This is a genomic window from Roseobacter sp. HKCC-CH-9351 (assembly GCF_037830295.1).
Taxonomy (GTDB): Bacteria; Pseudomonadota; Alphaproteobacteria; order Rhodobacterales; family Rhodobacteraceae; genus M30B80.
In genome coordinates this window covers 538,362-562,690 of record NZ_JBBLYM010000001.1, presented here as the reverse complement: position 1 = coordinate 562,690, position 24,329 = coordinate 538,362, and the positions used below count along the sequence as shown (strand labels likewise).

The window sequence follows — 24,329 nt, the reverse complement described above, 5'->3', positions numbered from 1 at the left end:
TCGATATTTACCCGTTTTGTGATGCGGCGTAATTCATCAGCATTGTGATTGGTGCAGATGCTCTAAGCCTAGGGCAAGATTGCGCCAAGCGCCTGCGCGATCCTCGGGATCGGCCAAATACCAATCAGTGGCTTCGACATCTGAAATCAGGTAATTTTCGCGAAACACATATTTCCGCATCGCATCTTGCGGGATGCGATCCATCCGCCCCCCCAGTTTGCGGCCTTGTTGCAAAATGACAAACTGAACCATCAGGCTAGCCACCAGAGCCGCCAAGAAGCTGACACCACCGACAATGAATAGCGGGTTTGCACCGATTGCGGCCATACCCTTACCCCCCAGAGATGTGCATCGTCCAATTAATATTAGCGCGCTCACTGTGCAGAATGAACGCGCGCTGCGTGAAGGGCATAAACACCCCTTGGGGATAACACTGGGGATTAAATCTTAATATTCTGTTAATTATCGTAAATTTTGAGGGTTTTTCACGGAGAAAAAGTTTTGTTTTGTCCTAGGGGCTTATTTCGTTCCTCTTCAGACAAACAAATCCGCGACTTTGGCCAAACAACCTCAACCACCGCGCCGCGCTTGGCGCCCTTTTCCGCTGCTGTCAGGAATGGGTCGCTGGAATTACGAAAGCTAACCCGCGCGCCCGAACGCTCTAATAGGGTTTTGGCGATAAATAGGCCAAGTCCCATGCCTTCATACCCGATACGTTGCGGGCTGTTGGATTGTCTGGTGCGGCGGCGTAAAAATGGATCGCCCAGCCTGCTTAACACCTCAGGGGGAAAACCGGCGCCATCGTCAATGACGCAAAGACGGATTTCGGCCAAATCCCATGTTGCCTCAATCCAGACTGTCGCATTGGCAAAGTCTACGGCGTTTTGGACAAGATTGCGCAGGCCGTGGATGATTTCAGGCTTGCGATAGATCACAGGCGGGGCACTGTCCTCATCGCCGACATCGGGTAGGGCGGGTGCCAGATCATAGAGCAGGTCAATACCCCGATCAGCATGGGGTTCCGCCGCTTCGCGGAGCACTTCGCCAAAGGGGGCGGACCGCATTTGCAAATCATCCTTGCCCGCACGCCCCATGGAATGAAGGATATCACGGCACCGATCCGCTTGGTCACGGATCAATTTTGCATCCTCGAACAGATCAGGTCGGCTTGATAACGCCTCGGCCAGTTCATCGGCCAATTCGCTAGAGACAAGTTTTATCGTGGCTAAGGGTGTGCCCAGTTCATGGGCCGCTGCAGCGACCACACCCCCAAGATCGGTGAGCTTTTGTTCCCGCGCAAGGGCCATTTGCGTGGCCAAGAGAGCCTGATTCATCGAATGCGTTTCTTTGGTCACGCGCCGCGCATAGGAGGATAGAAAGACGATGCCGATGACAATCGCAATCCAAAACCCAAGCAAGAAAAGCGGGGGGATTTGTAGAACTGATCCGTCCAAACTGCGCAGTGGCACATGGTAAAAGGCCAAAACTGTAATCAAACCAATGGCAATCCCGCCAAGCATGACAGTTGAACCTAGCGTCAGCGCGGTGGCCGAAATGGTTACAGGCGCCAAGATCAACAAGGCGAAAGGATTGTTTAACCCTCCTGTCAGAAACAGCAAAAACCCCAGCTGTGTAAGGTCAAAAAGAAGGGTAAGCATTGCATCGCGATCAGACAATCTCTGGCTGCGTGGGAAAATAGCCATCGCGACAAGATTAGAGATGACACTCGCGCCAATGGCCAAAAAGCACAGGCCCAATTCCACCCGAAGGCCAATGAAATAGGCGGCAATGGCGACAGTGATCGTCTGGCCAATGATCGCCAACCAGCGCAACAGCAAGAGCGTCTCTAATCGCACCCAATCGCTGCGCGCATCATCGGCAAATAATCTTTGGGCGGGGTCTTTGGTCATTGGGGCTTTCTGTCACAGTCAGGTGGGGATGAATTTCTGCGGGTCTCGCCATAGATTGCCCCAAATGGGACTAACGCGGTGAAAGGCTGCTTCATGACACGGTATTTTGCAATTGGTGCCTTTGCAATTCTCGTTCTGGTTTTGGGCGGGACAACGGCATTGATCTTGCAAGGGCGCTCGCCTTTGACATTGTTTCAACAACCAAGCGCGCTTGGTGGCGCGGGGCTTGTTCAAAACGAGGATGCCTATGCGCAATGCCGCTCAACCGTTATCGCGGGCGGGTCTGATACCATTGGCGGCCCGTTTGAATTAATCACCGAGGACGGCGCGTTGGTCACAAGTGGGGCGCTGATCACTGAGCCAACCTTGCTTTATTTTGGCTACACGTTTTGTCCTGATGTTTGCCCGCTGGACACGGTGCGAAATGCAGAAGTTGTGGATATTCTCGCCGCACGCGGTGAAGCCGTCTTGCCTGTTTTCATTTCAATTGATCCTAAGCGCGACACGCCCGAAAGGCTGCGTGAATTTACCGAAAACATTCATCCCGATATGATCGGCCTGACGGGGAGTGACGCGCAAGTCGCCGCTGCAAGCCGTGCTTATCGCACCTATTACAACAGCCATGATGATGGGAGCGATCCATATTATTTGGTGGATCATTCGACTTTTACCTATTTGGTGTTGCCTGATACAGGGTTTGTCGAATTCTTCCGCCGCGATACCGCCCCTGCAGAGATGGCAGATGCGGTGCAGTGTTTCCTCGATGCAAGCAGCTAAACCTTTGCTTGCAAATCACTTTGCGTGGGTCACGGACATCGTGCATTTGACCCGCGCAGATTTTCTCCCTAATTAAGCTATACAGACCAATTTTGGCCGCCAGAGCCTTGGGCAGACTGGCTCCATGGGAGGAACGCCAATGTCGCAAGAGCGCAGTTTACGGGATATCGGGCCTGACAAGTCACTTCTCTTGGTGGATGATGACGAGCCGTTTCTGCGCCGATTGCAGCGCGCCATGGAAAAGCGTGGGTTTGAGGTCGAAGCCGCCGAAACTGTGACAGCAGGGAAAGCAATCGCGATGGCCCGCCCGCCTGCTTATGCAGTTGTCGATTTGCGGCTTGAAGATGGCAATGGCTTGGATGTTGTGGAAACACTCCGCGCGAAACGGCCCGATGCGCGGATTGTCGTTTTGACGGGTTATGGTGCGATTGCAACTGCGGTCGCTGCGGTAAAGATTGGCGCGACTGATTATCTGTCGAAACCAGCGGATGCAAATGACATCACCGCCGCGCTTTTGGCCAGTGATGATGATCTCCCCCCACCGCCCGAAAACCCGATGAGTGCTGACCGCGTGCGTTGGGAACATATTCAACGCGTTTATGAGCTATGTGATCGCAATGTGTCTGAGACGGCACGGCGCTTGAATATGCATCGCCGCACGTTGCAACGGATTTTGGCGAAGCGCAGCCCTAAGTAAGTCTTAAATCCGAACGATGAGCGCGTTGTGCCGTGCTGTGAAATCTGCGCGCACCTCTGCGGGCGGGCGCAGCGCAAGGGTGATTTGCGACAGAAGCTTGGCTTCGGGCCTGCCAAAAAATTGATCTGCTTCGGTTTCTGAAAAGCCTGCGATTTGCACGGCCTCGATCCACGCGCTGATGCGATCCGCTTGTTTGATCCGTGTTTTGACCGTTTTGGGCAATTCTGCAGGCAGGCCAAACCGCAGATGAATTGCAGCGGTTAAGCGTGCATCCAATTCCGCATACCCAGGCCCCACGGCAGATTTAACGGGGCTGATCATATCGCCAATCACATATTCGGGCGCATCGTGCAAAAGCGCAGCCAGATTCCATTTCAAGGGGCCGTTGGGATGTTGCAGGTCGTAAATATGTTCAACCAACAGCGAATGCTCAGCCACGGAATAAGGATAATCGCCGCGCGTTTGACCGTTCCAACGCGCTACGAACGCGAGGCCATGGGCGATGTCCTCGATCTCGATATCAACGGGTGTGGGGTCAAGCAGGTCTAGCCTTCGACCCGATAACATTCGTTGCCAAGCACGGATGGGCGTTGAGCGCGGCATAGGTTCTTTTGTCCTTCACGTTTTGCGAAACCATATAGCCCTTCGCTTCAGATGCAACGCATCCCGCGCGAATGGACGCAGCGCCATTGCTGTGGGGCCGCAAGGCTGCTATGGCCACGCCAAATTAGAGACATGATTATCCGCCCTCAAGGAGGCTGCACTCGTGAAAGATTACATCGTCAAAGATATCGCCCTTGCCGATTATGGCCGCAAAGAATTGGACATTGCTGAAACGGAAATGCCAGGCCTGATGGCATTGCGTGCGGAATATGGCGCCGAAAAGCCCCTCAAAGGCGCGCGCATTGTCGGCTCTTTGCATATGACCATTCAGACTGCCGTTCTGATTGAAACATTGGCGGCTTTGGGTGCCGATGTGCGTTGGGCAAGCTGCAATATCTTCTCGACCCAAGATCACGCGGCTGCCGCGATTGCCAAGGCCAGCATCCCCGTTTTCGCCATCAAAGGCCAAACCTTGGAAGAGCATTGGGATTATCTTGATAAATCCTTCCTCTTTGAGGATGGCCCCAACATGATCTTGGATGATGGCGGTGATGCCACGCTTTATGTTCTTTTAGGCGCGCGCGCCGAAGCGGGCGAGGACATCATCCCCGTCCCGCAATCTGAAGAAGAAGAAGTGATCAAAGCGCAGATCAAAAAGCGCATGGCGCAAAGCCCGGGCTGGTTCACCAAAGTGCGCGACCAGATCAAGGGCGTTTCTGAGGAAACCACCACAGGCGTGAACCGCCTTTATCAATTGGTGCGTGAGGGTCAGTTGCCCTTCCCTGCGATCAACGTCAATGACAGCGTCACCAAGTCGAAATTCGACAATAAATACGGTTGTAAAGAATCGCTCGTTGACGGTATCCGCCGCGCGACTGATACGATGATGGCAGGTAAGGTTGCTGTCGTCTGTGGTTATGGCGATGTGGGCAAAGGTTCCGCCGCGAGTTTGCGCGGCGCGGGCGCGCGCGTTAAAGTCACCGAGGTTGACCCGATTTGCGCGCTTCAGGCCGCGATGGACGGGTTCGAAGTGGTGCTGTTGGAAGATGTGGTCGCAAGCGCGGATATCTTCATCACCACCACGGGCAACAAGGACGTCATCCGCATCGAACATATGCGCGAAATGAAGGATATGGCCATCGTGGGCAATATCGGCCATTTCGACAATGAGATCCAAGTTGCGGCTTTGAAAAACCACAAATGGACTAATATCAAAGAGCAAGTGGATATGATCGAAATGCCCTCGGGCAGCCGCATCATTCTTTTGTCTGAAGGCCGCTTGTTGAACCTTGGCAATGCCACAGGCCATCCTTCTTTCGTGATGTCCGCTTCCTTCACCAATCAGGTGCTTGCGCAGATTGAATTGTGGAAGAATGGCGGAAATTATAAGAACGAGGTTTACATTCTGCCCAAGCATTTGGACGAGAAAGTGGCCCGTCTGCATTTGGATCGGATTGGCGTGAAGCTGACCAAGCTGGATAAATCCCAAGCGGATTATATCGGTGTTCAGCCTGAAGGCCCATTCAAGCCAGAGCATTACCGCTACTGACGCGCGACCCTGCGCGATATGGCTGAAAAGATTGAAAGATCGGGCAAAAGCACCCGATCTTTTATTTTTAGGTTTATTTTTTATCTTTGACTTGCCAGTCTGCCCTTAGCCCGATGGGATTACCCTTCGGGCCAATGTGTCTTTAGGGGGAGTTTGTGATGGGCAAACGTGATGATTTAATCGCCACATATGCGGGCGATTTGAAAAACAAATGCGGCATGAATGCGGATATGGATCTTCTGACCAAGGTGACGATTGGTCTAGGGCCGTCCATTTATAATGCAGATGCCTCAACAGTGGCAGGCAGCCAACCGTCCGAATTGGAAACGGTGAAGAATAATTTTCTGATCAAGAAACTGGGTCTGGCCGATGGCCCTCAGTTGATGGATGCGATCAATAGCGTCATCGAAACCTATGGTCGCTCAGAGCGGAACAAATACCGCGCGGTGATCTATTACATGCTGGTCAAGCATTTCGGTAAAGAAAGCGTCTATCGCTGAACCTGACCGCTTTATCAGTCAAACAGGCCCCCAACTGCCACGGCGGTGTTGGGGGCCTTCTTATGTGATCGATAAAATTCGACGTGCTTTTTTTTGATTGCTCGCAAGGGTTATGTTATCCATACCCAGTATGGCGGGCCCTCATTCGAACACGTGCGGAGCGAGAAGAGCGCGTGGGTGGCGGAGGGTTCCGATCTGATCGAGACCCTCCTTCTTTATTCCAGCCCACCCATTTTACAGATGATATCCCAGGCCTCTGGTGTCACGGGTTGCACCGAGAGGCGCGATTGGCGCAGCAAGGCCATTTTGGCAAGACGAGGCTCGGCCTTAACCATTTCCAAACTCACAGGGCGGGGCATGGAGCGGAGGGCTTTTATGTCCACGCAGTCCCAACGCGGGTCGTCCGTGTTGCTGTCGGGGTGGCTTGTGGCGATGACTTCGACAAGGCCCACCACGGCCTTTTCGGTCTGGGAATGATAGAAAAACCCCTGATCCCCGATTTCCATTTGCCGCATGAAGTTACGCGCCTGATAATTGCGCACGCCGTTCCATTCCTCTCCCTGATCCCCGCGGGCAGATTGCTGCGCCCAACTCCACGTGTCGGGTTCGGATTTGAACAGCCAATACGCCATCAGCCGATGACCTTTTTCCATGCTTCGATGCGGGTTTTCGCAAAAAGCCCTGCTTTTGCGTAAGGATCATTTGTGGCCCAAGCTTCGGCGTCTGCGCGGGTTTCGACCTCGATGATGATGAGCGATCCGATCATCTTGCCTGCCTCATCCAAAAGTGGGCCTGCCATTTCAACCACGCCTGTCTCGGCGATATAGGCCAAATGGGCCTCGCGGTTATCAAGGCGGGCTTGTAGGGCTTCGGCCTTGTCTGTGCACATCAACGCGTAACGCATTTTCTTTACTCCATGGTCAAAGGGCGCGCCAAAAGCGCCTCTGTTATTTCGTCAAACTCTACTTCACCTGCGCTCAGCTTGGCCACGGCATCGACAAGGGGTGTGTCAATTTCAGCCCGCGCGGCCAAGCCCCGCGCGGTCGCAACCCCCTCAACTGTGCTGTCCTCCGACCAAGCTGTGCCTTGGGTCAGGGAGAGGCCAAAGCGCATATTGCGCGATTTTTCCGACGTGCAGGTCAGGATCAAGTCGCCAAGTCCCGACAGTCCTGAAAGCGTTTCATCTATCGCGCCAAACCCGCGTGCGATCCTGCGCATTTCGGCAAAGCCGCGGGCCATAAGGGCGGCGCGCGCGCTCTCGCCCAAGCCCCGCCCCATGACTGCACCTGCCCCAATGGCGATTACATTTTTTAGGGCGCCCCCCATCTCTGCCCCGATAACATCGGTGCTTCCGTAAAGGCGTAGATTGGACGTGGATAGCGCCTTTTGCAGCGTAGTCACGGCGGTCGCATCCTGACACGCCAAGGTCAGGGCAGTTGGCAGGCCGCGCGCGATATCGACCGCGAAACTGGGACCCGTGAGCTGTGCCGCGACTTTGTCTGGAAATCGCGCGCTCAGCAGTGATGCAGGGCCAAGACCCGTGGTCAAATCAATCCCCTTCGCGCAGGAGACAAGATGACCCGCGTGCGGCCTATAGCCATCTAAAAATGACCCAAGCTTTTGCGTCGGAATGGCCAGTAGCAAAATATCGCTTCTCAGCGCGTCTAAATCATCCGTGACTTCTATTTGGTCAGGCAAGCGGATATCGGGCAGACGTTTCGTATTTTCGCGGGATTGGCGCATGTTTTCGGCACCCTCTCGGGCCCAAAGGCGCACAGGCCGACCCGCACGGGCCAATGCTATGGCAAGGCTTGTGCCAAAGGCGCCTGCGCCTGCGATATCAATCATGCCTTCGCCCCTTTTTTTCCTGAGCCAAGCATGGCATGGGCGCTTTGATCCAAGGGCCAGCGTGGGCGGGCGGATAACGTCATATCATCCCGCGCCCCTTCGAGATAGCGTTCTAGCCCCGCCATGGCGATCATAGCAGCATTGTCTGTGCATAGGGCCAATGGTGGCGCGACAAATGGCGTATTGGCCTCATCCGAGACAGCCTCAAGCGCCTTGCGCAGGGTTTGATTTGCGGCCACCCCACCCGCCACAGCGAAGCCCGTGATCCCATCTGCCAAGGCCAAGGCGCGGCGTGATTTCTCGGCCAAAACATCACGCATTGCAGCTTGGAAACTGGCACAAATATCCGCGCGGTCTTGTTCAAAAAGCCCATCTTGGGCGGCAACCAATTGATCACGTTGGCGTAGCACAGCCGTTTTTAGGCCTGAGAATGACATATCGCAGCCCTCGCGATCTAAGAGCGGACGGGGAAGTGAAAATCGGCGGGGGTCCCCAGATTGTGCCGCCTTTTCCACTGATGGCCCGCCAGGTTGGGGCAATCCCATGATCCGTGCAACCTTATCGAAGGCTTCGCCTGGGGCATCGTCAATTGTGCCCCCGAGGCGCGTGAAATCGTCAGGGCCTTTGACATGTAAAAACTGGCAATGCCCCCCTGAAACCAAGAGCATCAGATAGGGGTAACGCATCCCATCTGTCAGGCGTGGGGTCAGGGCGTGGCCTGCCAAATGATTAACCCCAATCAAGGGTTTGCTGAGACCATAAGCCAATCCTTTGGCGGCCATGACGCCTGACAAAACGCCCCCAATGAGACCGGGGCCCGCAGTGACCGCGATGGCGTCTATATCGGCTAAGGGGATATCTGCCTGCGCCAAGGCCTCTTCGACCATGTGATCCAATTTTTCAGCATGGGCGCGGGCGGCCAGTTCGGGAACCACGCCACCAAATTCGGCGTGTAGAGACGTTTGACCTGCCACAACAGAAGACAGAAGAATAAGATCCCCCGAACCCTCGCGGCGCAGCACCGCAGCGGCCGTATCATCGCAGCTCGATTCCAGCCCCAAGATGGTTAGTGTTTGCCCTGCGGTCATGCCCCGTGAATCCTTCGCCCATTACAGACCAAAGATATCTGCGATGGAAGCCAATTGTAAGCGCCTCGCAAGGCAGGTATCATTGCAGGCTATGGCTGACAATGCTTGCCCTTTGATCCTTCTGACCCGTTCTGCTGCGCAATCGCAGCGGTTTGCTGATGAGATGACGGCGGCTTTGGGGCAGCGGCCCGCGCTTTCGATCCATCCCCTGATGACGATGTCTGTGATCCCAGTGGATGTGGATATCTCGCGCTATGATGCGGTCGTGTTCACCTCGGAAAACGGGGTTTCTGCCTTTTCTGAATTGTCAAAGGAACCTGACGCGGCTTTGGGGGTCACAGCCTATTGTGTTGGGCAAAAAACCGCGCAAGCGGCGCAGGCTTTGGGTTTAGTGGCACGATCTGCGGAGGGTGATGTCACCGATCTTTCAGCGTTGATCTTGGCCGATCTGCCGCGCTCGGCGCGGGTGCTCCATTTGCACGGGCGCCACCAAGCGGGCGATCTGTGCGCGGTCTTGCAAGCTGCAGGCCAGACTGCTGATCACTTGGCGATATACGCGCAGGATGCACTGGCCCCTGATGTTGAATTTACCTCACTTTTTCAGAGCGATAGATCGATTGTTGTCCCGCTGTTTTCACCCCGCTCTGCAGCCTTGTTTTTTGATGCTTTGCCAGAAAACATGGGCGTGGATTTGCGGCTTGTTGCGATCAGTGCAGCAACCGCTGATGCCATCCCTGCCGCGTTTCAAGCGCGGGTATCTGTGGCGCAATCCCCTAATGCGGGCGCGATGATTGATGCGCTAGCGAGATATCTTCGCTAAAGGCGCGATCGGGTGGCCTGCAAAGCTTGAGCGCATGGGATGGCTGCTCTAAGCTGCTGAAAAACGCTGTCAATGTAACTGGACAGCATGATTCTGACGGGTAAGAGGTCTGTATGGCGGAAAAAAAATCAACATCTTCGCAGGCTTCGACGGGGTCGCGTTCAAAACGGACACCATCACAGGCGCGCAAATCGACCTCAGCGAAGGCGACACCTAAAGCGGCTGTAAAGACCACGGCAAAAACCACTGCAAAACCTGCGCCGAATGCTGCAACTAAGCCCGCAACGGATGCTGTGCCAAGCCAATCCGATACAGCGCCTGCTGCCACGACTTTACCAAAGCCACGCAATTCGGTCTGGCCGATGGTTTTAGGCGGTGGTCTTGCCGCCGGGCTTGGCTTCGCTGCGGCCAGTCTTTTGCCAAGCGCGGAGCTCTCCAATGATATTGCTTCGCGTCTCTCTGCCATTGAGGCAACACAGGATGAACTGCGCGCAGGCCTCGCGGACCAAGGGGCTGCCACAGTCGATCTTGCACCGCTTGAGGCGGATTTGGCCGATCTTCGCGCGGATATTGATGCAGTCTCGGTGCCGCAGGTTGATTTGGCCCCAATCACCACCAAGCTTGATGAGCTTGACGCCGATCTTGCGGCGCAAGCCAACGCGCTCTCCGATCTGCAATCGCGCATTGCCACGCTTGAAGCCCGCCCCGAAGGTGTAGATGTTTCACTTTTGGGGGCAAATGGTGTCGCGTTGGATCAGCAGATTGCCATATTGCAGGCGCTAGTAGACAGCCAAAGGGGCGCGCTTGAGGCCGTTTCACGAGATGCTGAAACCGAACTCGCTGCATTGCGTGAGACGATCACCAATGAAGTGGCGCGCCTGCAGGCAAGCAGCGCGATTGTGCGCCTGACATTGGCGATGGAAAGCGGTGCGCCGTTTGCAGCAGCGCTATCTGATGCGGAGGCAGGATCAGGCATCTCCGCCCCCGCCCTGTTGCACACTGCGGCCGAGACGGGACTAGTACGCCTGTCGCAGCTTCACACGGAATTTGCGCCCTTGGCGCGCGATGCGCTGCCAATTGCCTTGCGCGAAACGGCAGGCGATACACTAAGCGCGCGAGTGGGGGCGTTCCTGCAAGGCCAAATTGGTGGTCGGTCGCTGAGCCCGCGTGACGGGGATGACCCAGATGCAATCTTGTCCCGTGCCCAAGGGGCTGTTGATCAAGGCGATTTGTCTTTGGCTTTGGCCGAACTTTCGGCCCTGCCTGCCCCTGCCCAAGCCGTATTTTCGAATTGGGTCGCTCAGGTTGAGGTGCATCTCTCTGTGACTGAGGCCTTCGAAACCTATCGCGCCGCAATCGGTCAAGCGGGTTAAGGGGGGTGATGTGATGTTGTGGTCCATGCTCAAGGCGCTGATTTTCGTAGCCGCCACCGCCCTTTTGGCGATTGGGTCCACCTATTTGCTCGAGATCGGTGATGTGGCGCTAATCACGGTGGCAGGGCGCGAATTTGTTCTGACACCTTTTGTGTCGATGTTGTTGGCGCTGGCCGCTTTGGTTCTGGTGTGGGTTTTGATGCGCCTCACAGGGCTGGTCGTGGCGGGTATCCGTTTCCTCAATGGCGATGAAACTGCACTGACCCGTTACTTCAATCGCCGCAGTGAAAAACGCGGGTTTGAGGCATTGTCGGACTCGATCCTCGCCCTTGCCGCGGGTGAAGGGCATTTGGCCATCCGTAAAGCAGAGCGGGCAGCCAAGCTGCTGACGCGGCCAGAGGTGACGAATTTATTGATTGCCCAAGGGGCGGAAATGGCGGGCGACAAGGCCCGCGCGACCGAAGCATTCAAAGCCTTGGTTCAAGATGAGCGCACCCGTTTTGTCGGTGTTCGGGGCTTGTTGCAGCAGAAATTGGCCGCAGGTGACACCGACACGGCGTTGAAACTCGCTGAAAAGGCCCTCGCCCTGCGGCCCAAAAATGCGGATATGCAGGACACGTTGCTGCGTCTTCAAGCGCAATATGAAGATTGGGCAGGGGCACGGGCCACATTGAATGCAAAACTGCGGTCAGGCACTTTGCCGCGCGATGTGCATAAGCGCCGTGATGCTGTCTTGGCCCTTGCCGATGCGCGTGAGGCTTTGGCAGATGGCCAAATTGCCCGTGCGACAGAGTTGGCAAAATCCGCCAATCGCCAATCGCCCAGCCTTGTGCCCGCCGCAGTGATGGCGGCGCGCATGTCGATTGCCGAGGGTAAGGCAAAGCAGGCCGCATCGATGATCCAAAAAGCATGGGGTCTTGCGCCGCACCCTGATCTGGCCGCGGCTTTTGCCGAAATCGTTCCCGAAGAAACGCCAGAGGCGCGGATCAAACGCTTCCGTCCTTTGTTAAAGCAGCATCAAGGCCACCGCGAGGCACGCCTTTTGGAGGCGGAATTGCAAATCGCCGCGAAGGAATTTGGCGAGGCCCGCAAGGCCCTTGGCAGTTTGGCACAGGATGAGCCAGATGCGCGCAGCCTGACTGTTATGGCCGCAATTGAGCGCGGCGAAGGCGGTGAAGATCGTCTGGTCCGGGCTTGGCTTGCAAAAGCAGTTACAGCATCGCGTGGGCCGCAATGGTTGTGCGAGGCCTGTGGCCATGTTCATGCCGAATGGCGCCCAACCTGCACCCATTGTGATGGCTTCGATACATTGCATTGGGCGGTGCCACCGCAAAGTGAGGCCGCGCTCCAAGGGCCTGAACAGATGCTGCCTTTGATCGTGGGTGCCTTGGATGGCCCAAGCCCCGCTGCGGTGGAAACGCCTGAAACAGTTGCAACCCCACAGCAGACAGCCCCATCTGAGCCTATGGTCGAGCCCGTATCGGGCGAGGATACGTTAACTTTGGGCCCTGAATTCCGGATTGATGATGAGGAGGACGCCAGTAAGGGCGCAGACGCGGTGCAGGCCGCCCGTGGCGTAAATTAAACACGGATCACATTAAGGTCTACACAAGCGCGCACAACCTTGCTAAGAGCGCGCCCGTGGCCGCTGTAGCTCAGCTGGTAGAGCACGTCATTCGTAATGATGGGGTCGGGGGTTCGAGTCCCTTCAGCGGCACCACTCTCAGACCAATTATTACGAAATATCAGTATATTGGCGGTTAATGGGTGGCGATCATCCACCTTTTTTGTTTCGCGTCCCGCACGCGCGCGGCTGCGTGTTTGCTCCTGCGCGCGTGCGCGTTGCCTTCATCGCTTGCCTCGGATCTTGATTGAGTGGCGGCGGTTACAGTATGGGGCGTTTGTCCTTCCACGGACTGACGCTGTGATAGGCATTGGCGAGTGCCAGAAGCTGCGCATCTGATCCTTTTGGCCCGATGATTTGAATTCCCGCGGGAAGGCCTGTTTCACAAAAACCAGCTGGCAGGGTTAGGGCGGGTAAGCCGCCAAGGCTTGCGGGTGTGACGACCGCCATCCAGTGGTGATAGGTATCCATTGCGCGGCCATTGATCGCCTTGGGATAGCGTAGCTCTGCTGCAAAGGGCCATGTCTGCGTTGCGGGGAGGGCAAGGAAATCAACGGTTTCAAAGCTGTGCGCAGAGGCCCGTAGCCAGTCAGATCGATCCGCACTTGCGGCGAGAATATCGGCAGGGGTTAGAGATTGACCGCCCTCAATCTCCCAAATCGCTTCGGGTTTTAGCAGGTCGCGTTGGAGAGGATTGGACGCATAGCCCCCCAATTTTCCCAAGATTGCAAAATGCCGAAGCCTGCACCATGAGGCCCAAATCTTCTCGAATGGGAAAGGTGGTTTGTCTGGCGCAACTGTAGCACCTGCTTCGGACAGAATTGCCAAAGAGGCCTCGAGATGGGTGATTAGGCTAGGCTCCAAAGCTAAGGCCCCACCCCAATCGCCAAGCCATGCAATTTTGGCCCCAGAGAAATGCGGCAGGTTTTGAAAGTCACATTTGGGCCAATGATACGGCACGCGCGGATCAGGCCCTGCAAGGACATTCAACAAAAGTGCCAAATCTTGTGGGTTGCGTGCCATTGGCCCATCGGTAGACAAGGGATGCATGACCATTTCGCCTTGGGGTTCGGCGGGCACCAGACCATGCGTGGGCCTTAGGCTATATAGATTATTCCATGCGGCCGGATTGCGCAGGCTGCCCATCATGTCTGATCCATCGGCAAGACTGACCAAACCCGCCGCCAAAGCCGCACCTGCGCCGCCCGATGACCCGCCTGCCGATTTTTCTAAATCATACGGGTTTTTGGTTGTGCCGTAGAGGGGATTAAAGCTGTGCGATCCTAAACCGAACTCAGGCACATTCGTCTTGCCGATTAAAATCGCACCAGCGGCCCTGAGGCGCGCTGCAAGAAGGTCGTCTTTGCTCGGTACGAAATCTTTGAAAATCGGTGATCCCCAGCTGCTTGTGATCCCTTTGGTGGCAACCAAATCTTTCACAGCAAAAGGCAGGCCATGCAGTGGCCCTTTTAGAGGGGCCGCGTCCATGGCGCGGGCCTCGTCCATCAAGGCAGCTTCATCACGGAGCGCCACGATGGCATTGATCTTGGGATTGGTCGCCGCGATGCGCGCCAAGCTTTCTTCCATCAGCGCGCTCGGAGAAAGACTGCCTTTGGCGATTTCATCCATCAATTCATGGGCGGGGCGATAAGCTGTCGTCATGATCCATCTCGCAAAATGTGGTTGCCCCATAAAGAACGAAGCCTGCGCTGTTGTGAAGATATAGCAAATCTCAGAAATTTTTGGCTTTTTGCACAAGTTGACACGCACCTGTCACAAAGACGCGCCATCTGGGACGAAGTTTGATGGCGGATCAGCGAGGCGACTATGGGCGGCACCTCAACAGCGCCAATGCCAAAACGTGTTTTGATCATTTCGGACGCATGGGGCGGCCAGATCAATGGTGTGGTGCGCACTTACCAAAATATCATCGCTGCGCTTGAAGCGCGCAATGTGGATGTTCGGGTCATTGGCCCAGAAGATTTTCGGCGGATCGCGCTGCCATTTTACAAAGAGATTGAACTGGCAATCTTACCCGCGCGCCCTTTGCGCCGATTGATTGAAGACTATGCGCCAGATGCAATCCATATCGCGGTTGAAGGCCCACTGGGTTGGGCGGCTTGGCGCTATTGCACGGCGCGCGGCGTTCCATTCACCACGGCCTTCCACACCGATTTTGCCCGATATATTGCGCTGCGCGTTCCCAAATTTTTGAGCAGTTTCGCTGAGCGGAGTGTCATGGCCGTTTTGCGTAAATTTCACAATGCCTCGACCTGCGTATTTGTTGCGACTGCGCGGATTGAGCAGCAGTTGCGAGATAGCGGGTTTACCGCGCCGATGGTGCGGTTGTTGCGTGGTGTAGATTATGATCTGTTCTATCCCGTCCCCGATCCAAAGCGCGCCGAGCCTCCAAGGCTTCTCTATGTGGGGCGCGTATCTAAAGAGAAGAATATCGAAGCTTTCCTTGCGCTTCCAATTGCAGCGGAAAAAATCGTTGTGGGGGATGGCCCGCTTTTGTCACATCTCCGCAAAGCCTATGGCAGCGTGCGGTTTACAGGCAGCTTAACAGGGCGCGCTTTGGCCGATGCCTATCGGGATGCGGATGTTTTCGTATTTCCTTCGCGCACTGACACGTTTGGAATTGTTTTGATTGAGGCGTTGGCCTCAGGCTTGCCAATTGCGGCCTTTGACGAACCAGGCCCATCCGACATTATGGGTCACGATCCGACCCTTGGGGCGATCAGTGACACTGATCTTGCGGATGCTGTGCGCCGCGCTCTTGCTGCCAAAGGTAGCCCGCAAGAACGGCATGACAAAACCAAGGCGCGCTATTCATGGCCAGAAGTGGCCGATGTGTTCCACAAGAACCTTGTCTGCGAGAGCCATGGCTGATCCGCGCCGTCAGCCAATCAAGATCAGAAGTTTGTTTCTCTCTGATCTGCATATGGGCCACAAAGCTGCTGATCTTGCGGCCGTTCGGCGGCTCTTGGCGCGCTATGAATTCCGCAACCTGTTTTTGGTTGGCGATGTGATTGATGGCTGGAAATTAGAAAAGCGTTGGTTCTGGAATGACGATTGTCAGAACGTGTTGAGCGAGATATTACGCCTGCGCCGCGATGAACGTGTGCGGGTGACGGTCATCACGGGCAATCATGACGAAAAGTTGCGCGAGATTTTACCCACGGTTCTCCGACCATTGATTTTGCGAAAATTAGGGCTTCGGATTGAGGAGCGGGTGATCCATTTGGCGGCTGATGGGCGGCGGTATTTGGTCATGCATGGCGATCAATTTGACAATCGTCTGGTCAAAGGGTCGTCTAAATCCTTGGATAATCTTTGGTCGTGGTTGACTGAGAAAGGCTATGTTCAGCCTATCAACCCGCGCCGCGTCTCAGAGGTGGCCAGCCGAAAAAAAAGATGGTCTTTGCGCAAATCCATTGAAGGGGGGATGCCGCTTTTGGGTCAGTCCTTCAAACGGCTCGCGCTTGAGCGCGCTGCGCGTGACGGGTTGGACGGCATCATTTGCGGCCACAGTCATATGCCTGAATTGAGCCAAGCCGGCGGGGGTGTGTTCGCCAATTGTGGCTCATGGGTGCGCCGTGACGGGCCGCATCACGCGATTGCCGAACATGAAAATGGCCAGCTTGAGTTGATTGAAACAGCGCCAACAGGGGACACGCAGTCAGATTTGCCCCGCCGCAATGATATGCTTGGCGCGACTGTGGAAACCTATATCCGAAAGCTATGGCATGACCGCCGCGTGGGCTAATTACGCGCCATTTAGGGTCACGATGCGCCGCGTGGCGGCCTCATATCCGTCAAGCCCAAGCCCTGCGATCACGCCTTCGGCACGCCCAGAGACATAGGAATGATGGCGAAACGCTTCGCGTTTATGAACATTCGATATATGCACCTCAATCACTGGCCCCTCATAGGCACAAAGCGCATCATAAATTGCGATTGAGGTATGGGTATAAGCGCCTGGATTGATGACAATACCACAGGCGGCTTCGCGCGCCTCATGGATCCAGTCAATGAGTTGGCCTTCGTGATTTGATTGGCGCAAAGAGAGATCAAACCCTTCGGGAAGCAGCGCCTTACACCGCCGTTCAACATCTTCAAGGGTTTCATGCCCGTAAATATGCGGCTCTCGCTTGCCCAAGAGATTAAGGTTTGGGCCATTGAGAATGTAAATCATCCGCGCCATCGTTATGCCATCCTATATGAGCAGATTGTTCTTTCGTGCAGTTAACCACGGCTTTGGGGGAAGTGCAAAAGCCGTTTACCCGATCCTAAAGTTTCTCGCATTACGCTATGGGCTGGTGAGGCTTTGTCTTTGGGAATGTGGGTGCCGCCTATGGCTGATGATCTGAAAAATCGCCCCATTATCATTAAACGGAAAAAGGTTGTTGGCGGGGATGGTCATCACGGCGGCGCGTGGAAAGTGGCCTATGCGGATTTTGTGACCGCGATGATGGCGTTCTTTATGTTGATGTGGCTTTTGAACGCCACAACCGAGCAGCAGCGCAAGGGTATCGCAGATTATTTTAGCCCCAATGTTCCAATTGCCCGAATTTCTGGTGGTGGCGAGGGCGCATTTGGCGGTGAAAGCCCCTTTTCCGAGCTCTCCGCGGCGCAAAATGATCGTGCCGCGCGGATGGAATTGGTGGTGATGAATTCCGGGGGCCAAGTTGTGCAAACCCAAGCAATTGACCCTGCAGGGGGACGGCTCAGATGGACGGGTGAAACAGAGGCAGGCGCCGCTTTGCCGAATGGCACCTATCGATTTGAGACGCGCGCCTATATCGAGGGGAAGGAGGTTCCAAAAACCGAACCTGTCCGCGTATTTACCCGCATTCATGAAGCGCGGATGGAGGGGGATCAACTGCGCCTGGTTATGGCAGGTGGGGTTGAAATCGCCGCCGATCAGGTTGAGGTGCTGCGCATGCCATAAAGACGCCTATAGAAATTCAGCGATTGCCAAAATTCCCCCCGCCAAACCAAAGCCGAGCGCGCCATAGGCCACACGCTCCTTCCACCTTGAGACAGGCTTTGTGGGTTTGGTGTTGACCTGCGCAAGCAGCGCCGCCTCAGCTAAATCTGGCAAGCGTGGCCCGAACCGCGCGAGCACCTTTGCCGTTTTCAGAAGGTCGGCGATTACGGCTTTAGGCCCAATGTTGCGGGCGATGTAATCTTCGACCACGGGCTTTGCCACATCCCAAATATTGATATGTGGATCAAGGGAGCGCGCAACCCCCTCAACAACAACCATTGTGCGTTGCAGCAAGATCAGTTCAGTGCGCGTTTCCATGCCAAATTTTTCAGTCACATCAAAGAGATATGACAGAAGTCGTGCCATGGAAATGCGGCTTGCATCCATGCCGAAAATTGGCTCGCCAACCGATCTGAGGGCTTGCGCGAATTGATCAACATCGCGATCGGCGGGCACATATCCCGCTTCAAAATGCACCTCTGCCACGCGGCGGTAATCTTTGCGAATAAAGCCCATCAAAATTTCGGCGTAGACGCGGCGCGTGTATTCATCGAGCCGCCCCATGATTCCGAAATCCAAGGCCACAATGTCAGCCACAGGTGAAACTTTGAGATTTCCTTGGTGCATATCGGCATGGAAATAGCCATCCCGCAGAGCGTGGCGTAGGAACATCTGCAGCACGCGCGCAGCTAAGGCGCGGCGGTCAAAGCCTGCCGCGTCAATCGCTGCGACATCGCCAAGCGGCACACCTTTGGCCCAACTCATCGTCATCACCTGCCGCGATGACAGGCCCCATTGAATTTGAGGCACATCAAAGCCTTCGTCATTTGCCGTGTTGGCCGCAAATTCCCCTGCTGCGGCAGCTTCGATCCTCAGATCAAGTTCCTGCAGAACCACACCTTCGAAATGCTCGACCACTTCACGTGGACGCAACCGCCGAGTGGCAGGTGCAAGGGTTTCGACCAGCCACGCGATCAGGTAAAAGGCATCGATATCTTTGCGAAAGGCGCGCACGATTTGGGGGCGTAACACCTTAACTGCAACCTCTTGTCCTGTCTCAGCCAAGGTCGCTTGATGCACTTGCGCGATAGAGGCGGCTGCGACTGGCTCGGAAAAGGCGCTGAATAATTGGTCGACAGGAATTTCCAATTCATCGGAAATGACCTTTTTGGCGCGCTCTGTCGAGAAGGGTGGCAGCTTATCTTGCAGCACGCGCAATTGTTGCGCCAATTCTGAACCCACCACATCAGGGCGGGTCGATAGAATTTGCCCAAATTTGATATAGGCAGGGCCAAGGGCCGTCAGCGCGCGTGTTACAGGTGGTAGGGCGGGGTCACCGCGATGCCCCAGCCATGCAAACGGCAGGCCCAAAACCCGTGCTGCAATGCGCAAGGATCGCGGCGCCTTCAGCGCCTCAAGCGCCACACGCATCGCACCTGTGCGCTCGAATGTGGCGCCTGTGCGGATAACACGCCAAATATTATGTGGCCCGCGCATCGGTTAAATTTTCCAACCAGAATGCAGCGCGGCGATGCCAAAGCTGAGATTACGATAGGATACTTGCTCAAACCCAGCGGTGCGGATCATCCCTGCAAAGGTCTCTTGATCGGGAAATTTACGGATTGACTCGACCAAATATTGATAGCTGTCGCGATCATTGGCAATCATCTGACCCATGCGCGGGATCACATTGAATGAATAGAGATCATATAGCTTTTGCAGGCCCGTATTCGGCAATTGGCTGAATTCCAAAACCATCAGGCGTCCACCAGATTTGAGGACACGAAACGCCTCATTCAGCGCATCCTGCACTCGGGTCACGTTACGGATGCCGAAGCTGATGGTGTAGACGTCAAAACGATTGTTTTCAAAGGGCAGCGCCATGGCATCGCCCACAATCCAATTCAGGCTGTCGGCCATATGCGCGGCTTCAGCGCGCTTTTGCCCCTCGATCAGCATGGATTGCGTCATATCAAGCACTGTTGCCTTCGCAGAAGGCGCGCGTTTGAGAAAGCGGAAAGCGATATCGCCCGTCCCGCCCGCAACATCGAGCAAGTCCTGACCCGCGCGCGGGGCAAGCCAATCCATCATCGCATCTTTCCAAACGCGGTGAATACCTGCGGACATGACATCATTCATCACATCATAGCGGCTTGCCACATTGGAAAACACGCCATGCACCATGCCTGCCTTTTCATCCTCGCCCACGGTTTGGAAACCGAAATGGGTGGTGCGGCTGTCTTGGCTTTCATCTTTCGATGTCATTGGGCCTTGCCCTCCTTCTCTACTCCCCTCTCTTATAGGCAGCAAGGGCCGCCTGACAATGCGACGCTTGGAACAAGGAGTGAAGAATTTGCCAGAACTTCCCGAAGTGGAAACAGTGCGCCGTGGTCTTATCCCCGTCATGGAGGGGCAGGTGATCACAGAATTGCGCCTCAATCGTGAGGGTTTGCGTTGGCCATTCCCTGCCAATATGGCGCGGGATGTTTCTGGAGCGCGTATCCTGCGTTTGCGGCGGCGGTCGAAATACATCTTAATGGATTTAGATCGCGGCACGACTGTCTTGATCCATTTGGGCATGTCGGGGCGAATGTTGATTTCGCTGCCTGAAGGCGCGCGCGAGACACTTGCGCAGTTCGTGCATGGCCATCCTGCCCCTCAAAAACATGATCACGTTATTTTCGAAATGGCACAAGGCGCGCGTGTCACCTTTAACGATCCACGCCGATTTGGTGCGATGGATTTGTTTGCGACTGCGGGTGAGGCGGATCATTGGTTGATCCGCGAGATCGGCCCAGAACCTTTGGGTAACCAGTTTGATGAACGCTATTTGGTCGATGCGCTGTCTAGGCGCAAAACACCGATCAAGGCGGCATTGCTCGACCAGCGGATCGTGGCGGGCTTGGGAAATATCTATGTTTGCGAATCCCTGTTTCGCGCGGGGATATCCACAACCCGTCAAGCAGGTCGAATTGCACCTGCGCGTGTTGCGTCCCTTGTCCCAATCATTCGCGAGGTTTTATCCGAGGCACTTGAAGCGGGCGGGTCATCCTTGCGTGACTATCGCCAAGCAGATGGGGAATTAGGATATTTCCAGCATGGATTCCAAGTCTATGACCGCGAAGGCCAGCCTTGCCTCAAGTCGGGATGCGCGGGCGTGATCCGCCGTATTGTGCAATCGGGGCGGTCAAGTTTCTACTGCCCTGCCTGTCAAAGGTAGTTTCAACTTTTGGCTTATCCTGTTAACCCTGCCGCAAATGCAAACCTGCGAGGATTGACTGGCGATGGCCTATGAAACCCTGATTGTGGACATTGAAAACCATGTCTGCCTAATCAAGCTGAACAGACCTGATGCGTTGAACGCGCTGAACATTCAGTTGCTCGGCGAATTGTCCAAGGTCATCAAATCCGCCAATTCTAATGATAAGGTTCGCGTAATCGTTATTACTGGCTCGGATAAGGCCTTTGCCGCAGGGGCCGATGTCAAAGAAATGTCCGAGAAAAGCTTTGTCGATGTATTCGCAGGCGATTTATTCACAACTGAGACGGAAGAATTACTGCGCTGTCGCAAGCCCATTATTGCCGCCGTTGCGGGCTATGCCTTGGGCGGTGGATGCGAATTGGCGATGATGTGCGACTTCATCATTGCCGCGGATACTGCAAAATTCGGACAGCCTGAGATCAATTTGGGCATTGTCGCGGGGATCGGCGGCACGCAGCGCCTCACCCGTTTTGTGGGTAAGTCGAAAGCGATGGATATGCATCTGACAGGCCGCTTCATGACCGCTGAAGAAGCAGAGCGGGCCGGTCTTGTCAGCCGTGTTGTCCCTGCCAAAAAATTGATGGAAGAGGTCATGGGTGCGGCGGCCAAGATTGCTGAGAAATCCATGGTCACCGTGATGGCTGTCAAAGAATCGGTCAATCGCAGCTATGAAACCACGCTTCGTGAAGGTGTTTTGTTTGAACGCCGCCTGTTTCATGCGCTATTTGCCACTGAAGACCAAAAGGAAGGCATGGCAGCCTTTCTTGAAAAGCGCGAAGCCCAGTTTCGCGACAAGTGATTCAGGGCTTCACATTCTGTCAGAATTCCCGTAATGCGCGTCTCAGACATGCGTGTGAGGCCCGCTTTGGCCAGAGGACCCGGTTATAAACCCGTGGTTGGTGCTGGACAGGCGCGCGTTGCATTTTAATTGATACGAGCCTGAGAGAAGGGATCAACCAATGGCAAATACGCCTCAGTCCAAAAAACGCGCCCGCCAGAATGAGCGCCGCTATGAAGTAAATAAAGCGCGCCGTTCGCGTATTCGCACTTACCTGCGCAAAGTTGAAGAAGCGATTGCAACAGGCGATGCATCTGTTGCTGCAGCCGCGTTGCGCGATGCACAGCCTGAGCTGATGCGCGGTGTGACAAAAGGTGTCCTGCATAAAAACACGGTTGCGCGGAAAATGTCGCGTCTGTCGGCCCGTGTTAAGGCGCTTTCGGCCAAGTAATATTGGGCTTTGACCTAATTATTATGACAAATTCGCCCGCCTGTGCGGGCGTTTTTTTTGGGGAAAATCTTTGTCGATCAAGGCCGTTCTGCGGATGCATCAGATTCGGGTTTGAAAAAGAATTGTGTCAAGCGTGAAGTTTTATTGCGAGGGGGGCGCGACTCCCGCTAGCCTTGCAAGGTGATTCAGATTGTCTGGGGGGACAGCTGACAGGTGTAAGGACCAACGCGCGCAAATTTTTGTGCGCGGCGCAGGGTGGATTAATCTGCCTATAGGTTGAGTGATGCTATTGCGTTTGTACGCATGGTTATCGCTCTGATCTATGGCTGAGATGCCAAGCGTCTGCACCGAACGTATTTGTGTTCCCTCGAGAGGGTGACCGTATTTTATGAACGGCAAAACAGGATCTCGCAAACTGCGAGTGGGCACCTTTTTTGCAAAAATCGTTCAAGACGGTTCGCTGTCGCGGTTTGGACGTTGCAAGCGGGCATAATTATGCCGTTGGACTTGCAATGGGCCAGGCAGATTTTCTGAAAACGTTAAGCGGGGATGATCCGCGTGGGAGCTGCCAGAAAGGCGGTTCTCATGCGGCAAAATTAAAAATAAGCGTAGGTGCATAATGACGAACGACAAGTGGGTGGATGTGTGTAATGAACTGCAATCGGCGATTGGAAAAAATAACTTCAAATCTTGGATTGAGCCGATTGAGTTCGACTGCATCGATGCCCGCATCGCGCGTTTCCGTGTCCCCACGAATTTCTTTGGCACTTGGGTTTCGCAAAAATTTGGGGATGTAATTTTGCGCCACCTGCATGGCGCAGGGCTTGCAGTAGACCGCTTGGAATTCTTGGTGCAGAGCACGCCCCAAACACTTAATGCACCGCAAACGCCCGCAGTTGGGGCGCCAGTGCAGTCTGCGCCTGACCTCTCGGCCGCGATCAGCGCCGATGCGGACATTCCTTTGTCTAATTTGAACCCTGCTTACACGTTCGAGAATTTTATCGTGGGCAAACCGAATGAGTTGGCTCACGCCGCCGCACGCCGTGTTGCCGAAGGTGGCCCCGTGGCGTTTAACCCGCTGTTTCTTTACGGCGGTGTTGGCCTTGGCAAAACCCACTTGATGCACGCGATTGCTTGGGAGTTGACCAAAAAAAAGCCCAATCAGCGCATTCACTACCTATCTGCTGAACAGTTCATGTATCGCTTTGTGCGTGCGTTGCGGGAAAAAGATACGATCGGCTTTAAGCAGATGTTCCGTTCGGTTGATGTTTTGATGGTTGATGATGTGCAATTCATCGCGGGCAAGAATTCTACACAAGAAGAGTTCTTTCACACGTTCAACGCTTTGGTGGAACTTGGTAAACAGATTATCATTTCAGGGGATCGTGCGCCTGTTGATATGGAGGATCTCGACAGTCGGATCGCCTCGCGTTTGCAATGCGGCTTGGTGGTGGATTTACATCCAACCGATTACGAATTGCGCCTTGGTATTCTGCAATCCAAACTGGAGACACAGCGCCAACGCTATCGTGATTTGAAAATCGCAGACGGGGTTTTGGAATTCATTGCGCATCGTGTCTCATCGAATGTGCGGGTGCTTGAAGGAGCCTTGACGCGTCTTTGCGCCTTTGCTGATCTGGTTGGTGCCGAGATCACGCTAGATCTGACCCAAGAATGCCTTTCTGACATTTTGCGCGCGACCAGCCGCAAGGTGACGATGGATGAAATCATAAAAAAAACCTGCGACTATTATAAAGTGCGTCCAGCAGATTTGATGAGCCCCAATCGCGCGCGCAATATTGTGCGCCCTCGGCAAATGGCGATGTATTTGTGTAAGAAATACACAACGCGATCCTTGCCAGAAATCGGGCGCAAATTTGGGGGCCGTGATCATACGACCATTTTGCATGGCGTCCGTAAAATCGAAGAATTGATGAGCACGGATAGCCAATTCGTGGAAGATGCAGAATTGCTGCGCCGTCTTTTGGAGGCGTGATTTTCCGCACCAAGCCATGCCAATCGAAAGATTGTCATTGACCCCGACTGTGCCAATCGA

Annotated in this window: 25 protein-coding genes and 1 tRNA gene; 15 read left to right on the top strand and 11 right to left on the bottom strand. The window is 54.7% G+C overall.

Annotation, left to right across the window (positions count from 1 at the left end; all coding sequences use genetic code 11):
* Positions 1 to 36: 36 nt before the first annotated feature.
* On the bottom strand, positions 37 to 327 hold the full coding sequence (locus tag AAC632_RS02940; RefSeq protein ID WP_340298226.1) for a hypothetical protein: 291 nt from the start codon (positions 325 to 327) through the stop codon (positions 37 to 39).
* Positions 328 to 485: 158 nt separating this feature from the next.
* A complete protein-coding gene (regB, locus tag AAC632_RS02935; protein ID WP_340298227.1) occupies positions 486 to 1,910 on the bottom strand; it encodes a sensor histidine kinase RegB in 1,425 nt (474 codons plus the stop codon).
* Positions 1,911 to 2,003: 93 nt separating this feature from the next.
* Here regB and AAC632_RS02930 point away from each other — a divergent pair, with 93 nt between their 5' ends.
* Both AAC632_RS02930 and AAC632_RS02925 read left to right on the top strand, forming a co-directional pair.
* Entirely contained in the window at positions 2,004 to 2,687 is a 684-nt protein-coding gene (locus AAC632_RS02930) for an SCO family protein (protein WP_340298228.1), read from the top strand.
* Between the two features lie 139 nt (positions 2,688 to 2,826).
* A complete protein-coding gene (locus AAC632_RS02925; protein ID WP_340243822.1) occupies positions 2,827 to 3,384 on the top strand; it encodes an ActR/PrrA/RegA family redox response regulator transcription factor in 558 nt (185 codons plus the stop codon).
* Positions 3,385 to 3,387: 3 nt separating this feature from the next.
* On the opposite strand, the gene AAC632_RS02920 is transcribed toward AAC632_RS02925, so the two are convergent.
* Positions 3,388 to 3,987 carry an HD family hydrolase gene (locus AAC632_RS02920; protein ID WP_340298229.1) on the bottom strand — a complete coding sequence of 200 codons (600 nt, stop codon included), beginning with the start codon at positions 3,985 to 3,987 and terminating at the stop codon, positions 3,388 to 3,390.
* Positions 3,988 to 4,150: 163 nt separating this feature from the next.
* On the opposite strand from AAC632_RS02920, the gene ahcY reads away from it, so the two are divergent.
* Positions 4,151 to 5,536, top strand: a complete 1,386-nt coding sequence (gene ahcY, locus AAC632_RS02915) for an adenosylhomocysteinase (protein WP_340262812.1) — start codon at positions 4,151 to 4,153, stop codon at positions 5,534 to 5,536.
* 158 nt (positions 5,537 to 5,694) lie between these two features.
* On the top strand, positions 5,695 to 6,036 hold the full coding sequence (locus AAC632_RS02910; protein ID WP_340298230.1) for a DUF2853 family protein: 342 nt from the start codon (positions 5,695 to 5,697) through the stop codon (positions 6,034 to 6,036).
* 215 nt (positions 6,037 to 6,251) lie between these two features.
* Here the strand turns inward: AAC632_RS02910 and AAC632_RS02905 are convergent, their stop codons facing one another.
* The 4 genes from AAC632_RS02905 to tsaD are packed head-to-tail and all read right to left on the bottom strand — an operon-like array spanning position 6,252 to position 8,972.
* Positions 6,252 to 6,668, bottom strand: coding sequence for an EVE domain-containing protein (locus tag AAC632_RS02905; RefSeq protein ID WP_340298231.1), 417 nt, complete (start codon positions 6,666 to 6,668; stop codon positions 6,252 to 6,254).
* A complete protein-coding gene (locus tag AAC632_RS02900) occupies positions 6,668 to 6,940 on the bottom strand; it encodes a YciI family protein (RefSeq protein ID WP_340298232.1) in 273 nt (90 codons plus the stop codon). The genes AAC632_RS02905 and AAC632_RS02900 overlap by 1 nt, the downstream gene beginning before the upstream one ends.
* Positions 6,941 to 6,945: 5 nt before the next feature.
* Positions 6,946 to 7,884 carry an NAD(P)H-dependent glycerol-3-phosphate dehydrogenase gene (locus AAC632_RS02895; RefSeq protein WP_340298233.1) on the bottom strand — a complete coding sequence of 313 codons (939 nt, stop codon included), beginning with the start codon at positions 7,882 to 7,884 and terminating at the stop codon, positions 6,946 to 6,948.
* On the bottom strand, positions 7,881 to 8,972 hold the full coding sequence (gene tsaD / locus AAC632_RS02890) for a tRNA (adenosine(37)-N6)-threonylcarbamoyltransferase complex transferase subunit TsaD (protein WP_340298234.1): 1,092 nt from the start codon (positions 8,970 to 8,972) through the stop codon (positions 7,881 to 7,883). The genes AAC632_RS02895 and tsaD overlap by 4 nt, the downstream gene beginning before the upstream one ends.
* Positions 8,973 to 9,063: 91 nt before the next feature.
* Between tsaD and AAC632_RS02885 the strand changes: the two genes are divergently transcribed.
* The 4 genes from AAC632_RS02885 to AAC632_RS02870 all read left to right on the top strand — a co-directional run bounded on the left by AAC632_RS02885 (position 9,064) and on the right by AAC632_RS02870 (position 12,885).
* Entirely contained in the window at positions 9,064 to 9,792 is a 729-nt protein-coding gene (locus tag AAC632_RS02885; protein WP_340298235.1) for a uroporphyrinogen-III synthase, read from the top strand.
* 113 nt (positions 9,793 to 9,905) lie between these two features.
* Entirely contained in the window at positions 9,906 to 11,165 is a 1,260-nt protein-coding gene (locus tag AAC632_RS02880) for a COG4223 family protein (protein WP_340298236.1), read from the top strand.
* A gap of 13 nt (positions 11,166 to 11,178) precedes the next feature.
* A complete protein-coding gene (locus AAC632_RS02875; RefSeq protein ID WP_340298237.1) occupies positions 11,179 to 12,750 on the top strand; it encodes a heme biosynthesis protein HemY in 1,572 nt (523 codons plus the stop codon).
* A gap of 59 nt (positions 12,751 to 12,809) precedes the next feature.
* Positions 12,810 to 12,885, top strand: a tRNA-Thr gene (locus tag AAC632_RS02870).
* A gap of 165 nt (positions 12,886 to 13,050) precedes the next feature.
* Here the strand turns inward: AAC632_RS02870 and AAC632_RS02865 are convergent.
* On the bottom strand, positions 13,051 to 14,451 hold the full coding sequence (locus tag AAC632_RS02865) for an amidase (RefSeq protein WP_340298238.1): 1,401 nt from the start codon (positions 14,449 to 14,451) through the stop codon (positions 13,051 to 13,053).
* Between the two features lie 165 nt (positions 14,452 to 14,616).
* On the opposite strand from AAC632_RS02865, the gene AAC632_RS02860 reads away from it, so the two are divergent.
* Positions 14,617 to 15,681: a glycosyltransferase family 4 protein gene (locus AAC632_RS02860; protein WP_340298240.1), complete on the top strand. Its 1,065-nt coding sequence runs from the start codon at positions 14,617 to 14,619 to the stop codon at positions 15,679 to 15,681.
* Positions 15,674 to 16,558: a UDP-2,3-diacylglucosamine diphosphatase gene (locus tag AAC632_RS02855; RefSeq protein ID WP_340298241.1), complete on the top strand. Its 885-nt coding sequence runs from the start codon at positions 15,674 to 15,676 to the stop codon at positions 16,556 to 16,558. The genes AAC632_RS02860 and AAC632_RS02855 overlap by 8 nt, the downstream gene beginning before the upstream one ends.
* On the opposite strand, the gene aroQ is transcribed toward AAC632_RS02855, so the two are convergent.
* On the bottom strand, positions 16,559 to 16,996 hold the full coding sequence (gene aroQ / locus AAC632_RS02850; RefSeq protein ID WP_340243793.1) for a type II 3-dehydroquinate dehydratase: 438 nt from the start codon (positions 16,994 to 16,996) through the stop codon (positions 16,559 to 16,561).
* A gap of 150 nt (positions 16,997 to 17,146) precedes the next feature.
* Here aroQ and AAC632_RS12220 point away from each other — a divergent pair, with 150 nt between their 5' ends.
* Positions 17,147 to 17,743, top strand: coding sequence for a flagellar motor protein MotB (locus AAC632_RS12220; RefSeq protein ID WP_445322661.1), 597 nt, complete (start codon positions 17,147 to 17,149; stop codon positions 17,741 to 17,743).
* Between the two features lie 6 nt (positions 17,744 to 17,749).
* Here AAC632_RS12220 and ubiB read toward each other — a convergent pair whose 3' ends face one another.
* Complete coding sequence (ubiB, locus tag AAC632_RS02835; protein ID WP_340298243.1) at positions 17,750 to 19,279, bottom strand: 2-polyprenylphenol 6-hydroxylase; 1,530 nt, start codon at positions 19,277 to 19,279, stop codon at positions 17,750 to 17,752.
* 3 nt (positions 19,280 to 19,282) lie between these two features.
* Entirely contained in the window at positions 19,283 to 20,047 is a 765-nt protein-coding gene (gene ubiE, locus AAC632_RS02830; RefSeq protein ID WP_340298244.1) for a bifunctional demethylmenaquinone methyltransferase/2-methoxy-6-polyprenyl-1,4-benzoquinol methylase UbiE, read from the bottom strand.
* 88 nt (positions 20,048 to 20,135) lie between these two features.
* On the opposite strand from ubiE, the gene mutM reads away from it, so the two are divergent.
* The 4 genes from mutM (at position 20,136) to dnaA (ending at position 24,269) form a co-directional block, all read left to right on the top strand.
* Entirely contained in the window at positions 20,136 to 21,002 is an 867-nt protein-coding gene (mutM, locus tag AAC632_RS02825) for a bifunctional DNA-formamidopyrimidine glycosylase/DNA-(apurinic or apyrimidinic site) lyase (RefSeq protein ID WP_340298245.1), read from the top strand.
* A gap of 64 nt (positions 21,003 to 21,066) precedes the next feature.
* Positions 21,067 to 21,843, top strand: a complete 777-nt coding sequence (locus AAC632_RS02820) for an enoyl-CoA hydratase (RefSeq protein WP_317657209.1) — start codon at positions 21,067 to 21,069, stop codon at positions 21,841 to 21,843.
* A gap of 160 nt (positions 21,844 to 22,003) precedes the next feature.
* Entirely contained in the window at positions 22,004 to 22,273 is a 270-nt protein-coding gene (gene rpsT, locus AAC632_RS02815; RefSeq protein ID WP_317657210.1) for a 30S ribosomal protein S20, read from the top strand.
* Positions 22,274 to 22,892: 619 nt separating this feature from the next.
* A complete protein-coding gene (dnaA, locus tag AAC632_RS02810) occupies positions 22,893 to 24,269 on the top strand; it encodes a chromosomal replication initiator protein DnaA (RefSeq protein ID WP_340298246.1) in 1,377 nt (458 codons plus the stop codon).
* Positions 24,270 to 24,329: the final 60 nt, after the last annotated feature.